This is a genomic window from Saccharopolyspora sp. NPDC003752 (genome assembly GCF_053605825.1).
In genome coordinates this window covers 14,975-28,272 of sequence record NZ_JBSGJZ010000021.1, presented here as the reverse complement: position 1 = coordinate 28,272, position 13,298 = coordinate 14,975, and the positions used below count along the sequence as shown (strand labels likewise).

Sequence of the window (13,298 nt, the reverse complement as noted above, 5' to 3'; positions counted from 1 at the left end):
GGTGGTTCGCGGCGACATCCTTGCACAGCATCGGGAGTTGACCAGCAAAGATTTCACAACGACCGCCGGGCGCCGCGGTCCGGCGGGTGCGGCGAGGCGCACCCCGGAGATTTGTGATGCTCGCCGCAGCAACCGATCGGGCCGAATACCGTACGCGACCGGCGAGAACGGACGGTTACTACTGCAGTCCGAACTCGTCGAGGAAATCCCGGACCGCGCGGTCGAGATCCGCCAGCCCCGACTCCTCCACCGGGAGATGGCCGGCGCCGCTGAGCGTCGCGAAGCGGGTGGGCCCGGCGATCCGGTCGAAGAACTGGCGGGACAGCAGCAGCGGCGTCCACCGGTCGTCGTCGGGGTGCGCCAGCAGCAGCGGCGGCCCAGCGTAGTCCTCGGGCGCCACCGCGGGCGGAGTGGCCAGGCAGCTGCGGGCGAAGCCGAGCGCGAGCCAGCTGCCGCCGCCGATCTCGTCGGCCCACACCAGGTTGGCGAACTGGCCGTGGTTGGACGCCGCGGCGATGTTCGTCAGCCAGTGCACCGGCACCCGCGCCGCCGCGAGCGGCTTCGGGACCAGTGTCAGCAGCCCCGCCCACTGGGCCATCTCCGGCCGGGCCGCGAGCCGCCGCCGGACGTCGTCGCGCTGCGGGTCGGCCAGGCAGGTCGCGATCACGCCGGCCACCGCGCCGCCGGCCTGCGCGGCGACGTCGTAGGCGAGCCGGCCGCCGGTGCTGACGCCGAGCAGCACGATCGGCCGCTCGTCGCGGGCCCGCTCGGCCTCGACCAGGTCGAGCACGCAGGAAACCCAGTCCCGGTAGGTGATCGCGCGCCGGGAGGCGCCGGTCAGGCCGAAGCCGGGCAGGTCGGGGGCGATGAATTCGAAGTCCGCCAGCGACGGCAGCCGCCCGTACGGGGCGAGCATGCGGCCATAGGTGCCGACTCCGTGCAACGCGATCAGCTTGGTCGGGGCGCTCGGGCGCGCGACGCGGTCGAGGTGGACCGTCGTGCCGCGCCACGGCCACCACTGCTCGGCCGGGGCGTTCTCGGCGGTGACGCGGAGCGCACCGGGGAAGAAGTCCTGGTAGCGGAGCCAGTACTGCTGGTCGCGGTAGCCGGGGCCGACGACGGTGGCGGACCCTGGGGTGGATGGAGCCGAAGGCACACTCCGAACATACGGACCGGACCGGACGATGCGCATCAGCCAACAGCAGGCACGGAGCTGGTTCGCGCGGGCACGGGAGGCACGCCTGGCCAGCGCCGATGAGCTGGGACGACCGCACCTGGTGCCGATCACCTTCGCGATCCGCGGGGATGTGATCGTCACCGCAGTGGACCACAAGCCGAAGCGGACCACGAACCTCAGGCGGCTGCGCAACATCGCCGCGAACCCGCAGGTGGCGCTGCTCGCCGACCACTACGAGGACGACTGGTCCCGCCTGTGGTGGGCGCGCGCCGACGGCGAGGCGGAGCAGACCGGCAGCGCGGCGCGCCCGGACCTCGTCGCGGCGCTCGTGGAGAAGTACCCGCAGTACCGGGAGCACCCGCCGACGGGCACGTTGATCGTGATCCGGGTGACGCGGTGGAGCGCCTGGTCGGCCGAACAGCCTTGACAGACCACCATTCTGTGCTGGTCGCGGGGGTTCTTACCCGCTCTTCCGCTCCAGGTGGACGACGTCCGAGTCGAGATCGAGCGGGCCGCCCGCCTCCCGGTCGTCCTCCTTGACGACCTCCACCCAGGCGAGCTGCTCCAGCTGATGCCTGGCCCCCGCGCTGAACAGGCCCTCGACGCCCAACGCCGCCGAGGCGGTCCGGCGCTGCTCCTCGGGCGGCGCCGGGGTGGGCGGCGCCGCGGCGCGCTGCTCCTGCCGCCGCTTCGCCCGACCTGCTCGATCTATGGCCATCCGCCCAGGTTAGCCCGGTCGCGGCGGCGTCGGCCGGTGCTGCCGAGAAGACGCCAAGCCGCGCCCGGCGACCGGCGGGCGCGGGTCAACTAGGCTGCGGATTCGTGCCCGATCCGTACTTCGTCCTGGTCAGCACGGCGGAACTCGCAGATCTGGCGAGCGCGCTGGACGTCGTCGATGACCAGGCCGAGCTCAACCACCGCTACCGCAAGCTGATCGCCGACTCCCGCCAGGTGCTGGCGGCCGAGGAGATCCGCCTCACCCAGGCCCGCGGGCTCGCGAAGCGGCTTATGGTGCTCGTCAAGGCGGCCGGCCCCGACTTCCGCGACGGGCTGCCGGAAACTGCCCGCGCGGCGCTCGACGCGGGCCTGGCCCGGGCCGATGCGCTGGTCTTCCACCCCGAGCCGGACTGAGCGGCCCCCCTGGAATACCGATGGTGGCCGGTATGTATTATTTCCTCGCAAGCCAGCGATGCTGGTGCGCACGCCAGGTTGCCCGAGCGGCCAAAGGGAGCTGACTGTAAATCAGCCGGCAATGCCTTCGGAGGTTCGAATCCTCCACCTGGCACTCATCGAAGATGCCCCTGTGACCGGTCCGGTCGCGGGGGCATCTTCGTTTGCGCTGTTCGTGGCCGGTGCCGGGGGCGAGCGCGAATCGACTCCGGCTCGACCGGTCTCCGGTCTGCTGCGTCGGCCGGTAGCGTGTGGCGGCAGAACTTCGCAGCTCGCGCTGCTTCGGCTCAACAGGAGGTAGTGACGTGGCAAACCCGTCCTTCGACGTGGTGAGCAAGGTGGACCACCAAGAGGTGGACAACGCGCTGAACCAGGCGGCAAAGGAACTCGCCAATCGGTTCGACTTCCGCGGCACCGGCTCGAAGATCCAGTGGTCGGGCGAGAACGGCGTGGTGCTGGAGTCGGAGACGGAAGAGCGCTGCAAGGCCGCCATCGAGGTCTTCAAGGAGAAGCTGATCAAGCGCGGCATCTCGCTGAAGGCGCTGGACATGGGTGAGCCGGCCAGCTCCGGTCAGATCTTCCGGGCCACCGGCAAGGTCGTGCAGGGCATCTCGCAGGAGGTCGCGAAGAAGATCTCCAAGAAGATCCGCGACGAGGGCCCCAAGGGCGTCCAGGCCCAGATCCAGGGCGAGCAGCTGCGGGTGTCCGGCAAGAAGAAGGACGACCTGCAGGCCGTGATCCAGCTGCTGAAGTCCGGCGATTTCGACGCCCCGCTCCAGTTCGAGAATTTCCGGTAAACCACCGCTGGAGGACCCAGGTGAAGGGGATCGTGCTGGCGGGCGGCAACGGGACGCGCCTGCATCCGCTGACGCAGGTCGTGTCCAAGCAGCTGCTCCCGGTCTACGACAAACCGATGATCTACTACCCGCTGTCGGTGCTGATGCTGGCCGGCATCCGGGAAGTGCTGCTCATCTCGACCCCGGCCGACATGCCGCTGTTCCGGCGGCTGCTCGGGGACGGCTCCCAGTTCGGCATCCGCATCGAGTACGCCGAGCAGGCCCAGCCCAACGGGCTCGCCGAGGCGTTCGTGATCGGGGCGGACTTCATCGACGATGACCCGGTGGCGCTGGTGCTCGGCGACAACATCTTCTACGGGCAGGGCTTCTCCCGGGTTCTCCAGCAGTGCGTTCGCGATCTCGACGGTTGCACCCTGTTCGGCTACCCGGTCCGCGACCCGCAGCGCTACGGCGTCGGCGAGGTGGGCGAGGACGGCCGGCTGGTGTCGATCGTGGAGAAGCCGGCGGAGCCGAAGTCCAACATGGCCATCACCGGCCTGTACTTCTACGACAACGACGTGGTGGGCATCGCCAAGGGGCTGACGCCGTCGGTCCGCGGCGAGCTGGAGATCACCGACGTCAACCTCGCCTACCTGCGGGAGGGCCGGGCGCGGCTGACGCAGCTCGGCCGCGGCTTCGCCTGGCTGGACACCGGCACCCACGACTCGCTGGTGGAGGCCTCGCAGTTCGTGCAGGTGCTGGAGCACCGGCAGGGCGTGCGGATCGCCTGCTTGGAGGAGATCGCCCTGCGCATGGGCTACATCTCGGCGGACGAGTGCTTCGAGCTCGGCGCCAAGCTGGCCAAGTCGGGCTACGGCGAGTACGTCATGGACGTCGCCCGCCGCTCCGGCGCCCCGGGCTGACCCGCCCACTTCTCCCACGCAATTTCAATGGAAATCGAAGGTCCGATTTCCATTGAAATTGCGGAAGTTGTCCACAGGAACCCGAGGTTGTCCACAGGTTGCTGCGTGTCGGGGCGCGACACGCCGTTGCCGTTCCGCAATTTCCATTGAAATTGCGTCACCAGGCCGGGGGGAGCTGGTGGCCGGCCATGCCTTCCAGGCGGCGGATGCGGTCGGCCATCGGCGGGTGCGTGGAGAACAGCCTCGCCAGCCGCTCGCCGGGGCGGAACGGGTTCGCGATCATCAGGTGCGACTGGGACACCAGCTGGGGCTCCGGTGACAGCGGTGCCAGCTGGGTACCGCGCTCCAGCTTGCGCAGCGCCGACGCCAGCGCCAGCGGATCCCCGGTCAGCTGCGCCCCGGACGCATCGGCCTGGTACTCGCGGGAGCGGCTGACGGCCATCTGCACCACGGCGGCCGCGATCGGGCCCAGCAGCGCCACCAGCAGCAACGCGAACGGGTTGGGCCGGTTCTCGTCGTTGCCGCCGAACATGCCGAAGAACATCCCGAAGTTGGCCAGGAACGTCACCACGCTGGCGAGCGCCCCGGCGACGCTGGAGATCAGGATGTCGCGGTTGTAGACGTGGGAGAGCTCGTGGCCGAGCACCGCGCGCAGCTCGCGTTCGTTGAGCAGTTCGAGGATCCCCGACGTGCAGCACACCGCGGCGTTGCGCGGGTTGCGGCCGGTGGCGAAGGCGTTGGGCGCTCGCGTCGGGCTGATGTACAGCGCGGGCATCGGCTGCCGCGCCGAGGTCGCCAGCTCGCGCACGATCCGGTACATGGCCGGTTGCTCGGCCTCCGACACCGGCCGGGCGCGCATCGCGCGCAGGGCCAGGTTGGCCGAGTTGAAGTACGCGTAGCCGTTCATGCCCAGCGCCACGAAGAACGCGATGACCAGGCCGGTCCGGCCGAAGATCGACCCGACCAGCAGGACCAGCGCGCTCATGCCGCCGAGCAGCAGAGCGGTCTTCAAACCGTTGACGTGACTGTGCACCGTGCCTGCCTCCGCCCGAGGGCCAGTCCCGGTTCCCCGACCGGGATGGATGGCCTCCCAGAACACCTTTCCACGTAATCCGAAGGTCACCCAGAAAACGACTCGGCGCGACTCGTAGTTCCGCTGGGCGGATGTGCTGAAGCCAACGTCACCGGAGAGCCGGACCACCGGGCTCGCGGGCTTACCATGGTCAGTTAGTTGAAATCACAACCTTTATCCGGTTCGGGGACCGGAGAACCAGAAGAGGGCACTGAATGATCTTCGCCAGGCTGCGTCGTCGGCACTCGACCAGCAAGGGCACGCCGGCGCGAACCGGCATCTCCGGCGGCTTCCTCCCCCCGACGCCGCTCGACAGCGGCCTGCTGACCTGCCAGGTGCACGACGAGAGCGGCTCGCTGCTGCCCGGCGCGACCGTGACGCTGCTGGACCGGCTGAACCAGCGGTCCGCGCACGGCACCACCGACAGCTACGGCTGCTTCGTCACGTCGATCGCGCCTGGCACCCACAAGATGTCGATCAGCGCGGGCGGCTACCGCCGCTACACCACCCGCGTGGAGGTGCGGGTCAACCAGCACTGCTCGCTCGGCGGCATCCGCCTGGAGCCGGACGCCTCGCTGGAACTGCCGCGCCCGGGCCGCTACCGGTTCGACCCGTACCACACCGAGATCCGGTTCATCGCCCAGCACATCGGCATGTCCAAGATCCACGGGATGTTCAAGAAATACGACGGCGTGGTGGAGGTGGCGCCGCGGTTCGAGGACTCGCGGATCCAGGTGGCCATCGACGCGGCCAGCATCGAGACCGGCGTGAAGATGCGCGACGACCACCTGCGGTCGGCGGACTTCTTCGACGTGGCCAACCACCCGCGGATCACCTTCACCAGCGACCGGTTCACGCACCTGCGCTCCGACCGCTGGATGATCAGCGGCCGCCTGGCGCTGCGCGGCACCAGCAGCCCGGTGCAGCTGGAAACCACCTACCTGGGCCAGCGGAAGTGGCAGGGGCCGGGCTTCGACGGCGACCTGCGGGTCGCCTGCCACGCGACCGCGACGCTGCGCCGCGAGGACTACTCGGTGAACTGGCAGGCCACCCTGGCGAAGGGCATCGCCGTGGTCGGTCCCACGATCAGCATCGAGCTCGGCGTGCAGGCCGTCCTGGCTGAGTAACGAAGAAGGGCGTCGTTGCAGGTCAACGACGCCCTTCGCACCCCGCCCCCTCAGGCGTGGAGTTCCATCGTGCAGCACTTCGGGCCGCCGCCGGACTTCCGGAGCTCGGAGATGTCCAGCAGGACCGGCTCGTAGCCGCGGGCGGCCAGCCGCGCGGCGAGCCCGGTCGCCTCCGCGGGCAGCACCACGTGCCGCCCGTCGGAAACCCCGTTCAGGCCGAGGCAGGCGGCGTCGGTGGCGTCGGCGATCACGGCGTCCGGGAACATCCGCTCCAGCACGCGGCGCGACCCGGGCGAGAAGGCATCCGGGAAGTAGGCGATCTGCGCCCGCTCGCCGCGCTCCAGCACGAACAGCGCGGTGTCCAGGTGGTAGTAGCGCGGGTCGACCAGCCGCAGCGAGACCACCGGCGCCCCGAGCACCTCCTGGGCCTCCGCGTGCGCTTCCGGATCGGTGCGGAACCCGCTGCCCGCCAGCAGCACCCGGCCGGTCCAGGCGAAATCGCCCTCCGCCTCGTTGATCCGCGAGGGCATCACCAGGTTCCGGTAGCCGCGGGTGACGAACCAGCGCCGGAAGTGCTCGGCCTCGGCGGCCCGCTGCGGCGCGCGGAACCGGGCGCCCAGCACCCGGTCGTCGATCACGGTCGCCGAGTTGGCCGCGAACACCATGTCGGGCAGGCCCGGCTGCGGCTCGACCAGCTCGACGACGTGCCCGAGCCGCTCGTAGGTGCGCTTCAGCTCCGTCCACTGGACCATCGCCAGGTCGGCGTCCACCGGCTTGCCCGGGTCCATCCACGGGTTGATCGAGTACTCGACGGTGAAGTACTCGGGCGCGCACATCACGTAGTGGCGCGTGGTGGCCTGGGGCGGCGCGAGGGCCTCAAGAGCCGAATCGGCGGTAACCGTCATGAATCGAAATCTAAGTGTTCTCCTGACCACCCATCAATAACGCTACGTTCGTTTTTTACGGCAGAATGTTGCGTATGGACGCCTTGGACCAACGAATCATTTCGCGCCTGGTGGCCGACGCCCGGGCGAGCTACGCGGAGATCGGCGCGGAGGTCGGCCTGTCGGCGCCCGCGGTGAAGCGCCGGGTGGACAAGCTGCTGGACCAGGGCGTGCTGCAGGGGTTCACGGCCGTCGTGGACCCGGAGGCGCTGGGCTGGGGCACGGAGGCGTTCGTGGAGGTGCACTGCGACGGCAACGTCCCGGCGCACCGGATCCGCAACGGCCTGGAACCGCTGCCGGAAGTGGTCGCGGCCTACACGGTGTCGGGGCAGGCGGACGCGATCGTGCACCTGCGAGCGGCGAACATCCACCACCTCGAAGAGGCGATGGAGCGCCTGCGGTCGGTCGAGTTCGTGAGCCGGACGGTGTCGACCGTGGTGCTCTCCCGGCTCCTGGAACGCCAGCCCCAACCGGAGTGAGGCGACTGCCCTCGTGAGCGTTTTGGAGCGCCATGGCGGTCCAAAACGCTCACGAGCTTCCCGTGGTGCGCTGGCCGTTCCAGGGCTGGAAACCGGCGATCTCCGCGTCGGCCGGGGTGCGGAACCACACGTCGGCGACGATCTTGTCGTAGGCCGGCGATTCGGGGCTGTGGTACTGCCTCGACGCGGAGTGCCCCTTGATCATCGGTCCCGAGCCGCCCTCCCGCCCGGGCCGCGGCCCGGCGCCGGGCGTCCGCCGCGGCAGCGGCGGCGGCTCCGCCGCCCCCTCCGCGCTGTCCGCGCTCTCCGGCCCTCGGTCTGCGACCTTCGGGATCACCTGCGTCGCATCCGCTCCGACCGGTGGCACGTACGGAGTCTCGGCCGCTGCGCCGCTGCGCGGCTCCACGTTCTCGAACAGCGACCGCAACTGCCCGGACAACCGCGACTCCGTCGCGTCGTCCGCGTCTTCGAGCCGCCCGGAGATCCGCGACTCCTCGGGCTCGGCCTCCGGCCACGCCGAGATGTCGGTCGCGGGCTCCTCCGCCTTCCGCTCCGCGGCCGGCGGTTCCACCGGCGCTTCCGCGGGCGGCTGCACCGGCTTCACCGACTCCGTCGGCTCGTCCGCATCCGGCTCCTCGGACTTCGGGAACTCGGGCTTCGGGGCCTCAGCCGCCGATGGCACTCGCGGCTGCACCGCGGTCACGGCGGCGTCGGCCTGGTCGACCCCGTTCACGCGTTCGTCCCACTGGCGGAACCAATCGCTGTCCGAGTCGGACCGCTCGGGATCGGCCTTCTCCGGCGCCACCCAGGCGCGCGGGGCCCGGCCCCAGTCGCCGACCTCGGGGTCGTCCGGCCGCTCCCAGCGCGGCGGCGCGGGTCGCAGCAGGTCCAGCGGGGCTTCGGCGACGGCCGGCTCGTCCTGCTCGTACAGGTACTCGCCCTCCGGGTAGCCGGCGCTGAGTTCGGCCAGTTGCCTGCGCAGCGGGCGGACGAAGAGCAGCCAGGTGATCAGCGCACCCAGTGCGAACGCGGCGAGGCTCCACAGCCACACCTGGGTGAACAGCCAGGTGATCACGAGAGATGTCCCTCCTCAGGGCTCCAGCAGCGCCGCCAGTTCTCCGGGGATACCTATCACGCGGCACCCCGGCCGCGGACCAGCTTGCCCGGCTCGTGACACACGCGGGTGGTGCTTGCACAACTTTCCGGGCACGTGTGCTTCTTCTTCGAAGCGGCGCAGCCGCTTGGCCCACCCAAGCAACTCGCACCGCCGCGGGGTCCTCCCGGCGAGGACAGCCCCGGCGTGGTTGCACAGCGAGAAGGCCGCAGCAACTCCCTCAGGGGCCGCCCGCCGCGCAGAACAAGCCTGGAAACAGGTTCAGCCGACGATCAGCGGGTGCGCGCCACCACGTAGTCGACCAGCATCGACAGCGCTTCGCGGGCCGGGACGTCGGGCAGCGACGCGAGTTCCTTGCGGGCGTCGTCGGCGTACTCGTCCAGGGTGGCGCGGGTCCGCGCGAGCCCGCTGGACCCGCGCAGCAGCTCCAGCGCCTCGTCGACCTCGGCGTCCTCGCTCAGCGGTCGGGCCAGCAGGTCGCGCAGCCGAGGGGAGGTGTCCGCGTCCGCCAGCGCGTACAGCATCGGCAGCGTCCGGACGCCCTCGCGGAGGTCGGTGCCCGGGGTCTTGCCCGATTCCTTGGCCGGCGAGGCGATGTCGATGATGTCGTCGGAGATCTGGAAACCGGTGCCGATGATCCGGCCGATCCGCTCCAGGGCGTCGATCGTCGCCTCGTCCGCGCCGGAGAACCAGGCGCCGAACCGCCCGGCGGTGGCGATCAGCGATCCGGTCTTCTCGAAGATCACCTTCAGGTAGAACTCGACCGCGTCCTCGTCCTCGCCGACCCCGACGGTCTCCCGCATCTGACCGGTGACCAGCGCCTCGAAGGTGCCCGCCATCTCCCGGACCGCGGCGCCGCCCAGATCGGCGATCAGCCGGGACGCCTGGGCGAACAGGAAGTCACCGGTCAGGATCGCCACCGAGTTGTCCCAGCGGGCGTTGGCGCTGGTCGCGCCGCGCCGCATGGTCGCCTCGTCCATCACGTCGTCGTGGTAGAGCGTGGCGAGGTGGATCATCTCGATCACCGCGGCGGACTTGATCACCTCGTCCGCGGCGGGGTTGCCGAACTGCGCGGCCAGCAGCGTGAACAGCGGCCGGAACCGCTTGCCGCCCGCGTCCACCAGGTGCAGCGAGGTGCGGGTGGCGAACTCGAGGTCGCTTCGCACGGATTCGCGCAGGAGCCGCTCCACCCGGTCCATACCCTGCCGCACCGAGTCGGCCAACGCCTCGTCGGCGATGTCGACGAACCCGCCCAATCCACCCGCGGACAGGTCGTTGATCGGGTCACCCGCTGACTTGCTCACGTCACCGTCGCCTTCGCTCCCCCGGTTCGCCCTACGGGCGAGCACTCTACGACACGAAGCCGCCGACGTTCGCCCAGTCCAGCGCCAAAGTCGGCAGCACGCCCAGCAACAGCGTGACGACCACACCGAGCGTGATCGCCGCTGTCGTGAACGCACCCGGCACGCTGACGGTGGGGCCGTCCTCGGCGGGTTCGCTGAAGTACATCAGCACGATGACACGAAGGTAGAAGAAGGCGGCAACCGCACTGGCCACCAGGGCCACCACCACCAGCGGTGCCATGCCGTCGGCCAGCGCCGCCTCGAACACCACGAACTTCCCGACGAAACCGCTAGTCAGCGGGATGCCGGCGAGGGCGAACAACAGGAACGTGAACACCCCTGCGACCAGCGGAGAACGCTTCGCCAGCCCCGCCCAGTCCGAAAGGTGAGTTGCCTCACCATCGGCGCGCCGCACCAGGCTGATCACCCCGAACACGGCGATCGTCGTGAACCCGTAGGCCAGCAGGTAGAACAGCGTGGCGGACAGGCCGCGACCGGTCAGCGCCAGCGAGCCGATCAGCATGAACCCGGCGTGCGCGACGGACGAGTAGGCGATCATTCGCTTGATGTCGCGCTGCGTCAGGCCGAGCACCACGCCGATGACCATCGAGGCGATCGCGACGGCCCACAGCACGCCGCGCCACTCCCAGCTGGAGGCCTGGAACGCGACTTGCAGCACCCGCAGGATCCCGCCGAACGCGGCGACCTTGGTGCAGGCGGCCATGAAGCCGGTGACCGCGGTCGGGGCGCCCTGGTAGACGTCCGGTGTCCAGGTGTGGAACGGGCCGACCGAGGCCTTGAACAGCAGGCCCACCAGCAGCAGGCCGAGCCCGGCGAACAGCAGCGTGTCCGAGCGGTCCGAACCGGCGGTGGCGTCCGCGATCGCCTGCAGCTTCACCGAACCCGCGTACCCGTAGAGCAGGGCCAGGCCGTACAGGAAGAACGCCGAGGCGAACGCGCCGAGCAGGAAGTACTTGACCGCCGACTCCTGCGACAGCAGCCGGCGGCGCTTGGCCAGCCCGCACATCAGGTACAGCGGCAGGCTCAGCACCTCGAGCGCGATGAACATCGTCAGCAGGTCGTTCGCCGCGCAGAACACCATCATCCCGCCGAGCGAGAACAGGGCGAGCGGGAAGACCTCGGTGCGCATCCCCGCGACACCGGCGGCCGCGCGGGTCATCGCGCCCGGCCCGTCGGTCGCCCGCGACTCGGAGACGAACGCGCCGCCCGGCTCCACCGAGCGGTCCGCGATCAGCAGGATCGCGCCCAGGCCGAGCGCGAGGAGCGTGCCCCAGAGGAACAGCGTGGGCGGGTCGATCGCGAGGGTGTCGGACAGCGTGGTCACGCCTGTGCTGCCGGAACGGGCGTACACCGCCAGCGCGACCCCGGCGACGACGATCGCCACCAGGCTCAGCCCGACCTGGACCGACCAGCGCTGGTGCCGCGGCAGGAACGCCTCGACGAGGATCGCCAGGCAGGCCGCGCCGAGGATCACCAGGACCGGCGCGATGGCCGCGTAGTCGATCGGCGGGATCTCCACGGGCGGGAGCTGCGCGAAGGCAGCCGGCCCCTGCGTCAAAGCACCCACTGTCAGTTACCTCCCTGCGAGGTCACGGGGTCGGTGACGCCGACCTCGCTCATGGTTGCCGCGACCGACGGGTTGATCACGTCCAACACCGGCTTCGGGTAGAAGCCCAACGCGAGCACCAGCACGATCAGCGGGGTCAGCACCGCGATCTCGCGGGCGCCGAGGTCGGCCACCCGCAGCCGGTGCGCGCCCGGCTTGTTCGGGTCGGTCACCGCGCCCGGGCCGCCGGCGGTGCCCAGCAGCGCGTCGCCGCGCACCGGGCCCTGCATCGTCCGCTGGTAGAGCCAGAGCACGTAAACGGCGGCCAGCACCATGCCGATGGTGGCGAGCACCGTGTAGACCGGCTGCGTCTGGAACGCGCCGACCAGCACGAGGAATTCGCTGATGAACGAGTTCGTGCCCGGCAGCGACAGGGTGCTCAGCCCGGCGATCAGCAGCGTGCCGGCCAGCAGCGGCGCGACCTTCGCCATGCCGCCGTAGTCGGCGATCCGGGTGGAGCCGCCGCGCGCGATCACCATGCCGATCACCAGGATCAGCATGCCGGTCGCGATGCTGTGGTTGATCATGTACGACACCGCGCCCACCTGCGCCTGCGAGGTGAACGCGAAGATGCCCAGCGCGATGAAGCCGAAGTGCGCGATCGACACGTAGGCGATGAAGCGCTTGAGGTCGGTCTGGCCGAAGGCCTGCAGCGAGCCGTAGAGCACGCCGATCACCGCGAGCACCAGCACCAGCGGGGCGAGCAGCTTCGACGCCTCCGGCGTGAGCGGCAGGCTGTAGCGCAGGAAGCCGAAGGTGCCGACCTTGTCGAGCACGCCGACGACGATCACCGCCACGCCGATCGGCGCCTGCTGCGCCGCGTCCGGCAGCCAGGTGTGGAACGGGATCAGCGGGGCCTTGATGGCGAACGCGGTGAAGAACCCGAGGAACAGCCACACCTGCACGCTGGTCGGCGCTTCGGAGAGCACCGGCACCAGCGTCGCCCAGTCGAAGGTGCCGGTGCCGGTGACCTCTGCGCTGTAGACGTACGCGCCGATCGCCGAGGCCAGCATGATCAGGCCGCCGAGGAAGGAGTACAGGAAGAACTTCACCGCGGCGTAGGTGCGCTTCTCGCCGCCGTAGCCGCCGATGAGGAAGTACATCGGGATCAGCATGATCTCGAAGAGCACGTAGAACAGGAACAGGTCGGTCGCGGCGAACACCGCCACCGTCAGGGCCTGCTCCAGCAGCAGCAGCGAGAAGAAGCCGCCGTGGGTGCGTCCGGCGGGCAGCCGCTCGCCCCAGCTGTAGCCGAGCACCAGCGGGGTGAGCAGCGCGATCACCGCGATCATCACCAGCGCGATGCCGTCCACGCCGAACGAGAGCCGGATGTCGAACGCCGGGATCCACTCCACCGAGCTGGTGAGCTGCAGCCGCGGACCCGCCGGGTCGTAGGCGGCCCACGCGGCGAGCGCGATCACCAGCTCCACCAGGGAGAACCCGAGCGCGGTCCACTTGGCCACCGGCGCGTTGCCGCGCAGCAGCGCCACCACCACCGACCCGGCGATCGGCAGCAGGATCAGTGCGAGGAGCAGGGTCATCGGAT

At 70.1% G+C, this 13,298-nt stretch carries 14 protein-coding genes and 1 tRNA gene; 7 read left to right on the top strand and 8 right to left on the bottom strand.

Translation table 11 applies throughout. The features are described from left to right. Positions 1-178: 178 nt before the first annotated feature. A complete protein-coding gene (locus tag ACWEV3_RS25325) occupies positions 179-1,156 on the bottom strand; it encodes an alpha/beta fold hydrolase (protein ID WP_452616307.1) in 978 nt (325 codons plus the stop codon). Positions 1,157-1,184: 28 nt separating this feature from the next. Between ACWEV3_RS25325 and ACWEV3_RS25320 the strand changes: the two genes are divergently transcribed. Then, the gene (locus ACWEV3_RS25320; RefSeq protein WP_452616306.1) at positions 1,185-1,604 is read left to right on the top strand and encodes a TIGR03668 family PPOX class F420-dependent oxidoreductase; all 420 of its coding nucleotides are present in this window, start codon (positions 1,185-1,187) and stop codon (positions 1,602-1,604) included. A gap of 33 nt (positions 1,605-1,637) precedes the next feature. Here the strand turns inward: ACWEV3_RS25320 and ACWEV3_RS25315 are convergent, their stop codons facing one another. Beyond that, entirely contained in the window at positions 1,638-1,895 is a 258-nt protein-coding gene (locus ACWEV3_RS25315; RefSeq protein ID WP_452616305.1) for a hypothetical protein, read from the bottom strand. A gap of 104 nt (positions 1,896-1,999) precedes the next feature. Between ACWEV3_RS25315 and ACWEV3_RS25310 the strand changes: the two genes are divergently transcribed. The 4 genes from ACWEV3_RS25310 (at position 2,000) to rfbA (ending at position 4,046) form a co-directional block, all read left to right on the top strand. Then, complete coding sequence (locus tag ACWEV3_RS25310) at positions 2,000-2,308, top strand: hypothetical protein (protein ID WP_452616304.1); 309 nt, start codon at positions 2,000-2,002, stop codon at positions 2,306-2,308. Between the two features lie 72 nt (positions 2,309-2,380). Continuing rightward, positions 2,381-2,462 (top strand) — tRNA-Tyr (locus ACWEV3_RS25305). 190 nt (positions 2,463-2,652) lie between these two features. Next, positions 2,653-3,144, top strand: coding sequence for a YajQ family cyclic di-GMP-binding protein (locus tag ACWEV3_RS25300; protein WP_132490318.1), 492 nt, complete (start codon positions 2,653-2,655; stop codon positions 3,142-3,144). A 20-nt stretch (positions 3,145-3,164) separates the two neighbouring features. Next, positions 3,165-4,046 (top strand): glucose-1-phosphate thymidylyltransferase RfbA, encoded by an 882-nt coding sequence (gene rfbA, locus ACWEV3_RS25295; protein ID WP_452616303.1) that lies wholly within the window; start codon positions 3,165-3,167, stop codon positions 4,044-4,046. 157 nt (positions 4,047-4,203) lie between these two features. Here the strand turns inward: rfbA and htpX are convergent, their stop codons facing one another. Continuing rightward, positions 4,204-5,079: a zinc metalloprotease HtpX gene (gene htpX / locus ACWEV3_RS25290; protein WP_452616302.1), complete on the bottom strand. Its 876-nt coding sequence runs from the start codon at positions 5,077-5,079 to the stop codon at positions 4,204-4,206. 254 nt (positions 5,080-5,333) lie between these two features. Between htpX and ACWEV3_RS25285 the strand changes: the two genes are divergently transcribed. Then, positions 5,334-6,245 (top strand): YceI family protein, encoded by a 912-nt coding sequence (locus ACWEV3_RS25285; protein ID WP_452616301.1) that lies wholly within the window; start codon positions 5,334-5,336, stop codon positions 6,243-6,245. A 50-nt stretch (positions 6,246-6,295) separates the two neighbouring features. On the opposite strand, the gene ddaH is transcribed toward ACWEV3_RS25285, so the two are convergent. Beyond that, positions 6,296-7,150 carry a dimethylargininase gene (ddaH, locus tag ACWEV3_RS25280; protein WP_452616300.1) on the bottom strand — a complete coding sequence of 285 codons (855 nt, stop codon included), beginning with the start codon at positions 7,148-7,150 and terminating at the stop codon, positions 6,296-6,298. Between the two features lie 74 nt (positions 7,151-7,224). On the opposite strand from ddaH, the gene ACWEV3_RS25275 reads away from it, so the two are divergent. Continuing rightward, positions 7,225-7,668 carry an Lrp/AsnC family transcriptional regulator gene (locus ACWEV3_RS25275; RefSeq protein WP_093265728.1) on the top strand — a complete coding sequence of 148 codons (444 nt, stop codon included), beginning with the start codon at positions 7,225-7,227 and terminating at the stop codon, positions 7,666-7,668. 49 nt (positions 7,669-7,717) lie between these two features. On the opposite strand, the gene ACWEV3_RS25270 is transcribed toward ACWEV3_RS25275, so the two are convergent. The 4 genes from ACWEV3_RS25270 to ACWEV3_RS25255 form a co-directional block, all read right to left on the bottom strand. Further along, entirely contained in the window at positions 7,718-8,743 is a 1,026-nt protein-coding gene (locus tag ACWEV3_RS25270; RefSeq protein ID WP_452616299.1) for a sunset domain-containing protein, read from the bottom strand. A gap of 311 nt (positions 8,744-9,054) precedes the next feature. Beyond that, positions 9,055-10,086 carry a polyprenyl synthetase family protein gene (locus ACWEV3_RS25265; protein ID WP_452616298.1) on the bottom strand — a complete coding sequence of 344 codons (1,032 nt, stop codon included), beginning with the start codon at positions 10,084-10,086 and terminating at the stop codon, positions 9,055-9,057. A gap of 46 nt (positions 10,087-10,132) precedes the next feature. After that, positions 10,133-11,665, bottom strand: a complete 1,533-nt coding sequence (gene nuoN / locus ACWEV3_RS25260; protein ID WP_452616379.1) for an NADH-quinone oxidoreductase subunit NuoN — start codon at positions 11,663-11,665, stop codon at positions 10,133-10,135. A gap of 50 nt (positions 11,666-11,715) precedes the next feature. Then, positions 11,716-13,293, bottom strand: coding sequence for an NADH-quinone oxidoreductase subunit M (locus tag ACWEV3_RS25255; RefSeq protein WP_452616297.1), 1,578 nt, complete (start codon positions 13,291-13,293; stop codon positions 11,716-11,718). Positions 13,294-13,298: the final 5 nt, after the last annotated feature.

What these genes read in the sequence shown, in the direction of transcription:
- ACWEV3_RS25285 (WP_452616301.1), top strand. Translation starts at nt 5,334, where the DNA reads ATGATCTTCGCCAGGCTGCGTCGTCGGCACTCGACCAGCAAGGGCACG.
- ddaH (WP_452616300.1), bottom strand. Translation starts at nt 7,150, where the DNA reads ATGACGGTTACCGCCGATTCGGCTCTTGAGGCCCTCGCGCCGCCCCAG.
- ACWEV3_RS25315 (WP_452616305.1), bottom strand. Translation starts at nt 1,895, where the DNA reads ATGGCCATAGATCGAGCAGGTCGGGCGAAGCGGCGGCAGGAGCAGCGC.
- ACWEV3_RS25255 (WP_452616297.1), bottom strand. Translation starts at nt 13,293, where the DNA reads ATGACCCTGCTCCTCGCACTGATCCTGCTGCCGATCGCCGGGTCGGTG.
- ACWEV3_RS25320 (WP_452616306.1), top strand. Translation starts at nt 1,185, where the DNA reads ATGCGCATCAGCCAACAGCAGGCACGGAGCTGGTTCGCGCGGGCACGG.
- ACWEV3_RS25275 (WP_093265728.1), top strand. Translation starts at nt 7,225, where the DNA reads ATGGACGCCTTGGACCAACGAATCATTTCGCGCCTGGTGGCCGACGCC.